The sequence below is a fragment of the Corynebacterium sp. BF-R-2 genome (assembly GCF_024586525.1).
Lineage (GTDB): Bacteria > Actinomycetota > Actinomycetes > Mycobacteriales > Mycobacteriaceae > Corynebacterium > Corynebacterium singulare.
Genome location: NZ_JAMFTP010000001.1, coordinates 64,709 through 77,746, shown reverse-complemented (window position 1 = coordinate 77,746; position 13,038 = coordinate 64,709). Strand labels below are relative to the sequence as shown.

The 13,038-nt window shown below is 61.1% G+C and carries 12 protein-coding genes; 9 read left to right on the top strand and 3 right to left on the bottom strand.

Going from position 1 to position 13,038, the window contains the following annotated elements:
- Positions 1–2: 2 nt before the first annotated feature.
- Genes M5J09_RS00375 through ffh form a run of 4 tightly spaced genes read left to right on the top strand, consistent with a single transcriptional unit; the run spans position 3 to position 4,501 of the window.
- Positions 3–371 carry a Na+/H+ antiporter subunit G gene (locus M5J09_RS00375; protein ID WP_042531416.1) on the top strand — a complete coding sequence of 123 codons (369 nt, stop codon included), beginning with the start codon at positions 3–5 and terminating at the stop codon, positions 369–371.
- Between the two features lie 19 nt (positions 372–390).
- Positions 391–729 (top strand): P-II family nitrogen regulator, encoded by a 339-nt coding sequence (locus tag M5J09_RS00370; protein ID WP_042531414.1) that lies wholly within the window; start codon positions 391–393, stop codon positions 727–729.
- Positions 730–733: 4 nt separating this feature from the next.
- Positions 734–2,833: a [protein-PII] uridylyltransferase gene (locus M5J09_RS00365; protein ID WP_257156690.1), complete on the top strand. Its 2,100-nt coding sequence runs from the start codon at positions 734–736 to the stop codon at positions 2,831–2,833.
- Positions 2,834–2,881: 48 nt separating this feature from the next.
- Positions 2,882–4,501, top strand: a complete 1,620-nt coding sequence (gene ffh, locus M5J09_RS00360; RefSeq protein ID WP_144790305.1) for a signal recognition particle protein — start codon at positions 2,882–2,884, stop codon at positions 4,499–4,501.
- Between the two features lie 63 nt (positions 4,502–4,564).
- On the opposite strand, the gene M5J09_RS00355 is transcribed toward ffh, so the two are convergent.
- Positions 4,565–6,820 (bottom strand): acyltransferase family protein, encoded by a 2,256-nt coding sequence (locus M5J09_RS00355; RefSeq protein WP_257156610.1) that lies wholly within the window; start codon positions 6,818–6,820, stop codon positions 4,565–4,567.
- Between the two features lie 295 nt (positions 6,821–7,115).
- Here M5J09_RS00355 and rpsP point away from each other — a divergent pair, with 295 nt between their 5' ends.
- Positions 7,116–7,640, top strand: a complete 525-nt coding sequence (rpsP, locus tag M5J09_RS00350) for a 30S ribosomal protein S16 (RefSeq protein WP_042531408.1) — start codon at positions 7,116–7,118, stop codon at positions 7,638–7,640.
- A gap of 53 nt (positions 7,641–7,693) precedes the next feature.
- Here the strand turns inward: rpsP and M5J09_RS00345 are convergent, their stop codons facing one another.
- Together M5J09_RS00345 and M5J09_RS00340 are read right to left on the bottom strand one after the other, a co-directional pair.
- Positions 7,694–8,362 carry a TetR/AcrR family transcriptional regulator gene (locus M5J09_RS00345; RefSeq protein WP_257156609.1) on the bottom strand — a complete coding sequence of 223 codons (669 nt, stop codon included), beginning with the start codon at positions 8,360–8,362 and terminating at the stop codon, positions 7,694–7,696.
- 23 nt (positions 8,363–8,385) lie between these two features.
- Positions 8,386–8,784 (bottom strand): cupin domain-containing protein, encoded by a 399-nt coding sequence (locus M5J09_RS00340; RefSeq protein ID WP_042531404.1) that lies wholly within the window; start codon positions 8,782–8,784, stop codon positions 8,386–8,388.
- 33 nt (positions 8,785–8,817) lie between these two features.
- On the opposite strand from M5J09_RS00340, the gene rimM reads away from it, so the two are divergent.
- Genes rimM through M5J09_RS00320 form a run of 4 tightly spaced genes read left to right on the top strand, consistent with a single transcriptional unit; the run spans position 8,818 to position 12,872 of the window.
- Positions 8,818–9,318 (top strand): ribosome maturation factor RimM, encoded by a 501-nt coding sequence (gene rimM / locus M5J09_RS00335; RefSeq protein ID WP_257156608.1) that lies wholly within the window; start codon positions 8,818–8,820, stop codon positions 9,316–9,318.
- Positions 9,315–10,181, top strand: a complete 867-nt coding sequence (gene trmD / locus M5J09_RS00330; protein ID WP_257156607.1) for a tRNA (guanosine(37)-N1)-methyltransferase TrmD — start codon at positions 9,315–9,317, stop codon at positions 10,179–10,181. The genes rimM and trmD overlap by 4 nt, the downstream gene beginning before the upstream one ends.
- Positions 10,165–10,533 carry a hypothetical protein gene (locus M5J09_RS00325; protein WP_257156606.1) on the top strand — a complete coding sequence of 123 codons (369 nt, stop codon included), beginning with the start codon at positions 10,165–10,167 and terminating at the stop codon, positions 10,531–10,533. Before trmD ends, M5J09_RS00325 begins: the two co-directional genes overlap by 17 nt.
- A 38-nt stretch (positions 10,534–10,571) precedes the next feature.
- On the top strand, positions 10,572–12,872 hold the full coding sequence (locus M5J09_RS00320) for a Tex family protein (RefSeq protein ID WP_257156605.1): 2,301 nt from the start codon (positions 10,572–10,574) through the stop codon (positions 12,870–12,872).
- Positions 12,873–13,038 lie beyond the last annotated feature (166 nt).

Here is a 13,038-nt window from a genome sequence, read left to right as displayed (position 1 = left end):
TCATGACCATTGCCGAAATCATCGCCAGCATTCTGTTGATTCTCGCGACGATTCTCGTCATCGCAACGGTTGTCGCACTGTGGCGCGCCCCTGACGCCCTCACCCGAGTCAACTTGCTTGGACCGACCGTGGGGCTGGCCGTACCGCTGCTGCTCGTGGCCAAACTCGTCGTGGATTTCGCTGAGACTGGTTTCTCCCTGTGGTCGCTTGTCCGTGTCCTCATTGCCTGCTTTGGCGTGTGGATCATTGGTTCGGTCGGCTCGTTCTACATGGGCCGCTCCATTTACGGTGTGACGGTCACGGACGTGAAATACGCCAAGCGCATGCATCAGCGCGCAGATACCGTCGAGGGCACCGACGAGGACGTGTAGACAGGATAGGATTAACCTCATGAAGCTCATCACTGCCATCGTCAAGCCGTTTACTCTGCCGGATATCCGCGAGGCCTTGGAACAACATAATGTCCACGGACTCACAGTCACCGAGACTCAGGGCTTTGGCCAGCAGCGCGGCCACAGCGAGGTCTACCGCGGCGCTGAGTACGCAACCGACTTTGTACCCAAGGTCAAACTGGAAATCGTCACCTCCGACGAGCAGGTGGAGGAGATCCTGGCTGCGGTGGTCGACGCTGCTTATACCGGAAAAATCGGCGATGGCAAGATCTGGATCACACCGGTTGAGGACGTGATCCGCGTTCGTACCGGCGAGCGTGGCGACGCCGCCCTTTAAGCGCTTGCTTACTGCCGCCGAGCTGCGCGAGGAGGCCTGCGCGGCGGCCGATCGTCTCACGCAGTCTCTGGTTGTGCCGCCCGGCTGTGCCCTCGCCGCTACGGGCTCCTTTGCCCGCCGCGCCATGACCCCTTTTTCTGATCTCGATCTCATCCTCCTGCACCCCGAAGGAACAACGCTGTCCGAGGATGTGGTGTCGGAGGTCTGGTATCCCATCTGGGATGCCAAGTATCGCCTGGATTATGCGGTGCGCACTCCGAGTGAATTCGCCGCTATCGCCGGATCAGACCCAGCCGCGGGCTTTGCCCAGCTTGACCTATCGTACGTTGCGGGCGATAAGCAGCTGGTTGATTCCACCCGTGCGCAGGTCTATGCCACCTGGCGCCGCCTCCTCCAGGGCAATTTCGATGACTTCGTCGATATTGCGATTGCCCGCTGGCGCCGCTCTGGAACCCTTGCCACCATGACTCATCCGGATATCAAAAATGGGCGCGGGGGCCTGCGCGATATCCAGTTCATTCGTGCGCTGGCCTTGGGAAACCTTGCGGACGCCCCAAGGCTTGAGAAGGAGCGAGCATTGCTTCTCGACGTCCGCACGCTCCTCCACGTCACCGCGCGCCGCCACCGCGATGTCCTGGATCCAGAGTTTGCAGCGGAGATAGCCCACGAGCTTGGCTTTGCTGACCGCTATGAGCTGTCGTCGGCGGTGGTCACAGCCGCAGCGGCGGTGGATAAGGCGATGGAGCGGGCGTTGGCGACGGCTCGCGGGCTTGTGGCCAAACGCAGCGCCACGCGTTCCCGGAAACCATTGGATATCGGCGTTGTCGATGTGGACGGCGAGATTCATCTGGCACGGACGGCGGATCTGACCGAGCCCTGGCTACTACTGCGTGTGGCCGCTGCCGCGGCGCGTTCCGGCCGAACGGTTGCCCCCAAAGTGTGGGAACAATTGCGCGAGGTGCCCGATCTTCCGGATCGCTGGACGGCTGCGGCTACCGACTCCTTCTTCGCCCTTCTGTCCTCACCGGTCCACACACCACGCCTTATTCAGGAGATGGAGACTCATGGCCTGTGGGAGCGCATCGTCCCGGAGTGGTCACACATCCGTGGACTCTTGCCGCGCGAGCGCACTCATGCGCACACCGTGGATTATCACTCAATCCTCACGGTCGCGCGGTGCGCTAACGCCCGCACGTCCGTGGCGCGGCCAGATTTATTGCTGTTGGCGGGGCTCTACCATGACATCGGCAAGGGCTATGGGCGCCCGCACGAGCTGGTGGGAGCGGAGATGGTTGCCCGGGCAGCAGCGAAGATGCGCCTTGGCCTAGCGGATCGATCTCGCGTGAAGACCGTCGTCGCTGAACACACGACGCTCGCTCGGATCGTGTCGCGCACGGACCCGCTTTCCGACGCCGCCCGAGACGAACTCCTGGAAGCAGTTCGATACGACTACCTCACCCTCGCCCTTCTCGTTGTTTTGGCTAAAGCTGATGCGGAATCGACCGGACCAGGCGTGTGGAACCGGCGTCTTGACCGCGGCATTGATGCAGTCAGTGGCCGTGCCTTTGCACAGCTGAATGATCTGCGCCCCACGAAGCCGTTGGTGTCGGTTGACCGTGAGATAGGGCTGCGTCACAACCCCGACAAGGACACGTTCACCGTGGTGTGGCGCGGCAGTTACCAACGTGAAGCCGTGCGTCCCCTGGCGCTCATCGCTGCCTTGGGCTGGTTCATTGTTTCTTCGCGCCTCGTCCGCACCGGCGAAGGCTACGCTGGCGAATTCGACGTCCGCGCCTTGCACGGCACCATTGACATGGAAACGGCGGAGGAACACCTTATCCAGTCCTATAAATCCGGAACCTACACAGTGCTGCCGCCCTTTGTGCCGGGGCCTGCGACGGCCATGTGGACCGGGGGAATCTTTGAAATCCGCATCGACGACTACACCGGAACATTGGGGCATGTGCTGGCACTGCTGCCGGACTGCGAGTGGCTCTCAACGAGTACCCCGGGTGCGACGATGGTGCTCCATGCTCTCCCACACGGAGAGATTCCCCGCGCGGCGCTGGTCCGGAATGTGACCCAAGCACTGGTCAACGGCTAAGCTGGGGGAGTTAAAAATTATCGACGATAGTTGAGGGAGCACTCCGACGTGTTTGAGTCTTTGTCTGACCGCTTGCAATCAGCCCTGTCAGGCCTGCGCGGCAAGGGCAAGCTGACCGAAGCGGACATCAATGCCACCGCGCGCGAGATCCGCCTTGCGCTGCTCGAAGCCGATGTCTCGCTCACCGTCGTGCGCGGCTTCATCAAGCGCATCAAGGAACGTGCCGCCGGCGCAGAGGTGTCCGAGGCACTCAACCCGGCGCAGCAGGTCGTCAAGATTGTCAACGAGGAACTCATTGAGATCCTCGGTGGTGAAACCCGCCGCCTCAACTTGGCGAAGAACCCGCCGACCGTCATCATGCTTGCGGGTCTCCAGGGTGCTGGTAAAACCACCCTCGCCGGTAAGCTTTCGAAGCACCTTGCTTCCAAGGGGCATGCCCCGATGCTCGTCGCCTGTGACCTCCAGCGCCCAGGCGCCGTGCAGCAGCTGCAGATCGTCGGTGAGCGCGCCGGCGTCGACGTCTTCGCTCCGGACCCGGGCACCTCTCTGGACTCCCTCGAACACGAGATGGGTACCTCGCATGGTGATCCGGTGGACGTCGCCAAGCGCGGCATCGAAGAGGCCAAGCGCACGCAACACGACATCGTCATCATCGATACCGCCGGCCGCCTCGGCATCGACGAAACCTTGATGACGCAGGCGCGCAATATTCGTGACGCCGTCAACCCCGACGAAGTCCTCTTCGTCATCGATTCCATGATTGGTCAGGACGCCGTCCAGACCGCCGAGGCCTTCCGTGATGGCGTGGACTTCACCGGTGTCGTCCTCACCAAGCTGGACGGTGATGCCCGTGGTGGTGCAGCGCTGTCCATCCGTGAGGTCACGGGCAAGCCCATCATGTTCGCCTCCACCGGTGAAAAGCTCGAGGATTTCGATGTCTTCCACCCGGAGCGCATGTCCTCGCGCATCCTGGGCATGGGTGACCTCCTGACACTCATTGAGCAGGCGGAGTCCAAGCTGGATCAGTCCAAGGCGGAAGAAGCCGCCAAGAAGATGGGCTCGGGCGACATGACGCTCAATGACTTCTTGGACATGATGCTCATGGTTCGTAACCTGGGCCCAATGGGCAACCTGCTCAAGATGATGCCGGGCGGCAACAAGATGAACCAGATTGCCGATATGGTCGATGAGAAGCAGCTCGACCGCATTCAAGCCATCATTCGTGGTATGACCCCACAGGAGCGCGAAGACCCGAAGATTCTCAACGCTTCGCGTCGCAAGCGTATCGCTAACGGTTCCGGTGTCTCCGTCTCCGACGTCAACCAGCTCATCGAGCGCTTTACTGAAGCCAAGAAGATGATGGGCCAGATGGCGGGCCGCTTTGGCATGCCGGGCATGGGCGGTGGCCGCTCGGCAACAAAGAAGAAGCCCAAGGGCCGCAAGGGCAAGAACGGCAAGCGCAAGCCGCCGAAGCGTCGCGGCGGCGGTGGCGGTATGCCGGGAATGCCGGGCATGGGTGGCGGCATGCCGTCCATGGAGGAGCTGCAGAAGATGCAAGAGCAGATGGGGGGCGGCGGAATGCCGGGTCTTGGTGATATGAAGATGCCGAAGGGCATGGAGAATATCGACCTCAACAACCTTGACTTCGGTCAAGGAAAAAAGAAATAACGTCCGAACGATAGCGGCCCGTGGAGAGAAACTCCACGGGCCGTGTGCGTATGCGGGCTTGACTTAGATTGCCTGGCCCGCCGGATACATCGGGTAGGGGACTGGCCGCGGCGGGGTCGGGGCAGGTGGCGCCGCGGTGGTGGTGTCGGCCGCAGCGGCCTGCGTGGGCATCTCCGGGGCCTCCTGCTGAACCGTTTCACCGTTGAGAATGGGCGTGATGATGTCCCGGATGAGCGGAATCATGGAATCGGCGAAGGCCTTAGTGAAGTGGTGCATATCGCGGTAGACCATCACGTTGCCGATGACAACGGGGCAGTCGCCAGCGTCATTGCAAAACCACTTGGAGGTGTCAACAGCCAGCATGTTTTTGTACTGGGAGAGAACTGTAGCGGCGGGGTCGTAGCTCTCGTAGACCTCTTCGAAGCGCATGCCACAGCCCAGGGAGTCCTTGGTTGCGACGTAGCACTCGTCAAATTCGCGGCCATTGCCTTCATCGTCAAAGCCCCACGGATTGTCGCGGAAACCTACGAAGGGAATCTCGTGCTTGGCCAGCTCATCCCAGAAGGCTTTGTATCCTGGAGGGACGGCGTCGGGGCCGTGGCCGAACGGCTGTCCGGGGCGGGTGGAGGTGGACACCACCAACGCGGGGTCGGCATCGATCAAGCGCTGGACGACGTGCTTGCTCCACTCGGCGCATTCAGGCTTCACATCGACCTCATCGCCCAACACGATTGGGCAGCCTACACGGGTCAAGGGAACGAGCTTAAAGCCCATCTCACGGCCCAAGTAGTCAAGTGCGGAGGAATACTGCTCGGCGTGCGAGCCACCGACCAGGTACACCTCGACATCGGAGTCCATATCACCGAAGACGCACGGCGTCTTGCCGTCCCTGCGTTTCTCGAAGAAGAAGTCGGTGGGCTGGTCTTCTGGGATGAAGCACCAGTTGTCCGCCACTGGTGGGGTGATGCCACGCGCCAGAATGGGATCGGGTTTGACCGCTACGTTGTCTGGGGGCGTGATGTTGAGGGGGAACGTGGTCGCTCCTGGGTAGAGTGCCGGGTTCAAAACCTCAGCGTCGGCCTCGTCCAAGGTGCGGGCCCACAAGGGTTGAATAGCAACGAGCGCGATGGTGCAGGCAGCTACGACAACGCCACCGACGGCGCGTGTGGCACCAGTAGTGGTGCGCAGATCAGCAAGGCCGCGGCGGACCGGGAGGTCGTCGGCAAGCGGGCGTTTGCGGTGCTGACGCAGGGGCTTCTCGACGAATCGGTGCGTCAGATCCGCCAAACCCAGCGATACCGCAATGATGATGACACCCAGCCACCACGGTGGCGTGTCGAGGCCGAGGGCTACCGTGGAGATGATGAGCAGAGGCCAGTGCCACAGGTACAGCGGGTAAGCGATGTCACCGAGCCAGCGTGATGGCCGCGAGGTGAGTACGCGGGAGAAGGAACCACCGGAGCCGATGATGATGAGCACCGCGCCGCCGATTGGCAGCAAAGATAGTGGTCCGGGGAAAGCTAGCGTGTCAGAAATGACGAGGCCCGTACCGGCAAGAGCGGCTAGGCCGACGGCGGTGGCAAGGTTCGACAGGTGTTGCGGCATCCGCAGCCGCGAGCCATAAATCACGAGGACGGCGCCAAGTGTCAGCTCCCATGCACGGGACCACGTGGAGTAGTAGTTCGCCGGGGTACCGAACAGTCCGTCGCGGCTGGCGTAAGCGAAGGACGCTACCGTTGCCACGATGAGGATGGGGCCCGCGATGGAGTTCACGGTGGGGAAGCGTTGCGGAGTGAGGCCGGACGGCTTTGGGCGCACACGCATGAACGCTGCAAGGCCGAGGGCAAAGAGGATACCGATGAGGTAAAACTGGCCCTGCACCGCCATGGACCACATGTGCTGAAGCGGAGATGTGGTTGCTGATGCCGCAGCATAATCCGCGTCCTGGCGGGTGAGCTCCCAGTTCTGGTAGTAGAACACCGTTGCCGTGATCTGCTTGGTCAACTCAGTATTCATGAGCTCAGGAGCGAAAAGCCGAACCAGGATATAGCTTGCGCCGATAACGAGCACTAGCGCCGGCACGAGGCGGCGAATGGTACGCCAGATGGGCCACCACGGATTGAGCGAGGCATTGGGGCGGGCGGCGTAGCGCAGCTGGGAACCGAGGAAGAAGTAACCGGACAGCAGCAGGAAGACGTCCACGCCACCGGAAACGCGTCCGACGAAAACGTGGTAAATCACGACCAAAGCGATCGCGATGCCACGCAGGCCGTCAAGGTCGTAGCGGTAGCGGAATCTGGAGGGGGCTTGTTGAGTCATAAAGTAAGGTATGTGCGGCAGTGAAATAACCGCATTACAGACTACCCCTTTCGCGGGGTGGGGCCTAATACAGCGATGGGGAAGCGGATTTCCTATTTTCCTTCCTGATCGTTAAGGTTAGTGGGGTTGCCCATGCATCGCGCGTGGATGACACTGACAACTTCATTTCTGCGTAACGCCGTCACCGCCTACGGACGGCCGGCATGTCACGCGCAGGATAAATCCAAGGGCTGAACCGGCGCGCCGAACCTGGCGCGCGTCTGCACTGCCCGGTGACTAGAAAAGGAGCCAAAACATGGCTGTAAAGATCAAGCTGCAGCGTATCGGTAAAATCCGCAACGCTGAGTACCGCGTCATCGTTGCTGATGCACGCACCCGCCGCTCCGGCAAGGCTATCGAGAACATTGGTATCTACCAGCCGAAGCAGGAGCCGTCCCTCATCCAGATCGATTCCGAGCGCGCGCAGTACTGGCTGGGCGTTGGCGCACAGCCGACCGAGCCGGTTCTCGCTCTGCTCAAGGTGACCGGTGACTGGCAGAAGCACAAGGGCCTGCCGGGTGCAGAGGGCACCCTGAAGGTTGCTGAGGAGAAGCCGTCCAAGCTGGACCTCTTCAACGCTGCTCTGGCTGAGGCTAACAATGGCCCGACCATTGAGGCCATCACCGAGAAGAAGCGCAAGGCCAAGGAAGAGGCTGAGGCTAAGGCTGCCGCTGAGAAGGCTGCCGAGGAGGCCGCTGCTGCTGAGGCTGCTAAGGCCGAGGAAGAGGCAGCAGAGTCTGAGTCCGCTGAGGCTGAGGAGTCTGCAGAGTCCGCTGAGTAAAAATCTCGCGACTTAAAAAATTCCCCGTCGACCATCTGGTCGGCGGGGATTTTCTAACTCTTCGGATAGTTGAGGTAAGGATCCGAGGGGTTTTCGAACTCCAAACCGCGGATTGCGGCGGCGAAAACGGACGTCGCGATATCGCGCTTATGCTTATCTGACAGCGATGCTAGGTGGCCGCTTGTGCACAGGACTGTAAAGCCATGGACCGTAGACCATCCAGCGAGGCAGTTCTGCACCATGAACTCCCAGTCGGGCTCTTGGCCGATAGCCTGAGCGTATTGCCCCATGTAGTCATAAAAGTTGAACGCTGCTCGCACCCGCGGATCCTCGCCGGGGCCGTCGGTGGCGGCGGCGAGACCCGCGGGGATATCGAAACCACGTGATGCCATCATGCATTCGAAAAAGTTCTGCTCATCGTGGGCGTAGTCGAAGTAGGCAAAGGCAGTCGCCATCAGCTTGTCCACGATGGAGCCCTCGGTGTCTTGAAAAGCAGCGCTGAGGTTCTCGATGAGTTCGGCGGTGGCGGTGTCCGCGACGGAGTCGAGAAGCGAGGATTGGTCTTTGAAGTGGCGGTAGGCTGCGGTGGGGGAGACTCCGACTGCACGGGTCGCGGCCCGGATAGTCACCGCCTGAGGCCCGCCCTCGCGGGCTAGAGTGATGGCCTCGCGGAGGATGGCCTCATGCAGGTTTCCGTGATGGTAAGGCTTAGGGTTGCTCACAATCTAATGATATTACTAAAAGTCTAGACATTCGCGCTAGTGTTCGGTGTTAACATGGTGAGCAGCATGAGCGCTGGTTCCTTGTCGCACGTGACGGCGTGGGGGACGTAGGCTGGCAGGTGCACGATCCGTCCAGGGACCAGTTCTTCCTTATTATCTCCACATCTAAAGGCCACGGATCCTCGCACAACCTGGACAGTGATGGGGTGTGCTGCCTTATGGTCGGGAAGCTGGTGGCCGGGCAAAAAGGAAAAGAGGATGAGATTGGCGCCGTCTGCACTCAAGACTCTCTTGACCGCCGGCCGTGGGCGTTGAGGGTCTGGCTCAGGGGCCTCATCGAGCAGGTTGAGTGTGGTGAGAGCAGAGCCGGTGTGGGCGGCATCTCCAAAGGTGGTGAGGTCATTGATGGGAAGCTCAGTCATACCTTTCTAGGGTAGCCCGTTAAGCTAGCAGGCATGGAACTACTTATTGGTCGCGTGGTGAAGTCCCACGGCATTAAAGGCGAGGTCGCCGTCGAAGTGACTACTGATTCCCCCGAGGCGCGCTATACCGTCGGTGAGGTTCTGCATGGCAAGCAAGGCAAGAAGGAGCACGAGCTCACCATCGCTACGGTGCGTCCTCACAAGGGCCGTCTGCTCATCAGCTTTGATGAGATTCCAGATCGCACGGCTGCGGATTCCCTGCGCGGCACGCAGTTCTTTGCCGCCCCCATCGAGGATCCGGACGATGATGGTTTCTACGATCATGAGCTTGAGGGGCTGCGCGTGATGCTGGATGGCCAGGATAGTGGGGAGGTTACAGGTGTGACCCATGGTCCGACTCAGTCTCTGCTCGAGGTGTCTCTGAACAGCGGCAAGAGCGCCCTTGTGCCTTTCGTGGAGGCGATTGTTCCCGAGGTTGACCTTAAAGCTGGTACCTGTACCATCACGCCGCCGGAGGGGCTGCTCGACCTATGAGAATTGACGTTGTCACTATTTTCCCCGAGTACCTCGATCCGCTGCGCCATGCCTTGTTGGGCAAGGCCATTGAGCAGGGCGCCCTTGCCGTCGGCGTGCATGACCTGCGTCAGTGGGCCACGGACGTGCACAAGTCTGTCGACGATTCTCCCTACGGCGGCGGTCCCGGGATGGTCATGAAGCCCGAGGTGTGGGGCCCTGCGCTTGACGACGTCTCCTCCGGCACCGCCTCCACCACCGATCTCGACAGTGCGCTCCCGCACCTGAGCAAGCCGCGTCACGACGATATCCACGGCGTCGAGGCGCGCGCGTATAACTCAGCCGAGGATGCGGACACGGACAAGCCCTTGCTCATCGTGCCGACCCCGGCCGGTAAGCCTTTTACGCAGGCCGACGCACAGGCGTGGTCGTCGGAGGAACATATTGTGTTTGCGTGTGGGCGCTATGAGGGCATTGACCAGCGCGTGGTTGATGATGCCGCCAAGCGTTACCGTGTGCGGGAGGTGTCCATCGGTGATTATGTACTCATCGGTGGGGAAGTGGCTGTGTTGGTTATCGCGGAGGCCGTGGTGCGCCTCATTCCGGGCGTGCTGGGAAACCGGCGCTCCCATGAGGAAGATTCTTTCTCCGACGGCCTCTTGGAGGGGCCCAGCTATACCAAGCCTCGCGAGTGGCGCGGTTTGGCGGTGCCGGAGGTGCTGACCTCGGGCGACCATGCCAAGGTGGACCGGTGGCGTCGTGAGCAGTCCTTAGCCCGGACATGGGAGCGCAGGCCGGAACTGTTGGAAGCGGCTGAGTTGAGCACCGCCGATCGTGCATTTCTTGACGCCCTGAAGGAGGATAATCATGGACGTGAGCACTGACCTGTCGATTCTCATGACCGAGGCCGAATGGAAGAAGGTCTTGGCAGGTATGCCCGAGACACTGCGTGAAGGGGGCGTCGAGCCGCGTGACATTAATGCGGAGATTGTGTCTTTTACCTGCGAGCCGGACAATATTTTGGTCAATGAGTACATGGACAACAACGGGCACCCACCGGTGAGCGAGCACGTGTGGCGCGTTATCGTCAACGGTTCATCGGACCTGCCGCTGACGAAGGTCACCGCGGCAGTCGCGGACTGCCTGCCGCCGCATACGCTGTGGTACGGCACCTCTGAAATTGGCCATACGGAGTTTGGGCTAGGCACCTCCTGTGCGTGGCAAGGCGGGGTGTAGGTTAGGGAGGTCTTGTCCCCGACCCCAAAAGAGGTTTTGTGAACATCGCAGCCACCATCGCCGGCGAGCTGGGCGTCAAAGAACAGCACGTCGACGCCGCCCTCAAGCTCATGGCGGAGGGTAATACCGTTCCCTTTATCGCCCGATACCGCAAGGAGGCTACCGGCGGGCTGGATGATTCCCAGTTGCGCGTCATCGAGGAGCGCTCCACGTACCTGCGTGAGCTGGAGGAGCGCAAAGAGACGGTCCTTGCTGCGATTGAGGAGCAGGGCAAGCTGACGGAGGAACTGCGCGCCCTCATTGCGGGGTGTGAGACGAAGGCTCGCCTGGAGGATCTGTACCTGCCCTATAAGAAGCGCCGCAAGACGAAGGCGGATATCGCTCGTGAGGCTGGCCTTGAGCCGCTGACGGACAAGCTCATTGAGAACCCCACGGCAGACCCAGCCGAGTTGGCGGGGGAGTATCTCACCGAAGGGTTTGAGGAGACCAAGAAAGCTTTGGACGGCGCGCGGGCAATCCTCGTGGACCGTTTCGCGCTTGACGCCGACCTAGTGGGTGAGGTGCGCGAGCGCATGTACACCACTGGCTCTATGGCAGCCGGCGTGGTGGAAGGTAAAGAGAATGAGGGCGCGAAATTCAAAGATTACTTCGAGTTCTCTGAACCGTTTGAGAAGCTGCCTTCGCACCGCATCCTGGCGCTGCTGCGCGGCGAGAACGAAGGTGTGCTGCAGCTCAACCTCGATGCCGGTGATGATACTGTATACGAGGGCCTGATCGCAGACCGATTCGATCTGGATACTTCCACCTCGCGCTGGCTTGCCGATGCCGTCCACTGGGGCTGGCGCACCAAACTTTCCATCTCCTCGGGCCTTGATGTCCGCATGCGCCTCAAAGAGAAGGCCGAGGAAGGCGCACTCAAAGTCTTTGCCACGAACTTGCGCGATGTGCTGCTGGCTGCCCCGGCAGGGCAGCGCGCCACTCTGGGTTTGGATCCGGGCTACCGCAACGGCGTGAAGTGCGCGGTTGTCGACCCCACAGGAAAGGTCCTGGACACCACGATCGTCTACCCGCACCAGCCGCAGAAGAAGTGGGCTGAAGCGGTGAGGGAGTTGGCGTCGCTCAGCGCTGCCCATTCCGTCGATCTCATGGCCATCGGAAACGGCACCGCCTCACGTGAGACAGAAAAGCTCGCGGGAGAGGTTGCTGACCTCATCGCGCAAGCAGGTGGCACTCGCCCGAGTCCCGTGGTCGTGTCGGAGGCCGGCGCGTCCGTGTACTCAGCATCGCAGCTGGCCGCTGACGAATTCCCCGACATGGACGTCTCTCTGCGCGGCGCGGTGTCCATTGCGCGCCGCCTCCAGGACCCACTGGCGGAGCTCGTGAAGATTGACCCGAAGGCCATCGGCGTGGGGCAGTACCAGCACGATGTCAACCAGGTTGCGCTGGCTCGTACCCTCGACGGCGTGGTCGAAGATGCCGTCAACGGCGTTGGTGTGGATCTCAACACTGCCTCCGCGCCGTTGCTGGAGCGCGTGGCTGGTGTGAATTCCACGATTGCCGCCAACATTGTTGCTTACCGTGATGAGAACGGCACGTTTGCCTCGCGTAAGGAGCTCAAGAAGGTGCCGCGACTGGGACCGAAGGCTTTTGAGCAGTCCGCCGGATTCCTGCGCATTAATGGCGGTAAGGATCCGCTCGATGCCTCGGCCGTGCACCCGGAGGCCTATCCAGTGGTGGCGCGCATTGCGGAGAAGACTGGGTTGGGTGTCTCGGAGCTCATTGGAAATTCGCGTGTGCTGACCAAGCTCGCACCGGCGGACTTTGCCGATGACACGTTCGGTGTTCCGACCGTCACGGACATCATCGCGGAGCTGGACAAACCAGGCCGTGACCCGCGCCCGGAGTTCAAGACAGCCACCTTCAAGGAAGGCGTGGACAAGGTTTCAGACTTGAAACCCGGCATGATTTTGGAGGGGACCGTCACCAATGTGGCGGCGTTTGGCGCGTTTATCGATGTCGGTGTACACCAGGATGGCCTCGTCCATGTGTCCGCCATGAGCCATAAGTTCGTCTCCGACCCGCATGAGGTCGTGCGCTCGGGCCAGGTGGTCAAGGTGAAAGTCATGGAGGTCGACGTGGAGCGCCAACGTATTGGTTTATCGCTGCGCCTCGACGATGAACCAGGGCAACCTGCTCCCAAGCGCCGCGGCGGCAGCGGTGGTGGCCGTGGCAATTCCCAGAACTCGCGCCGTGGCTCGAACCGCAAGGGCGGCAGCCGTGGCCGCTCAGAACGCGGCGGCGGCTCGATGGCTGATGCCCTCAAGAAAGCGGGCTTTTAGCAGGATGGAGCCCTCGGCTAACCAAACGGTCGAGGGCGCAGGATCGCCGATGGTGCCCACTGGCCACGATGCGTCGGTCACACTTCGCAACCGGAAGGGGGGGACATAGAGAAAGCCTAAAGCTAATGCCCATAAGTTCACATTAGTAACTCCACTAGTGGTATGT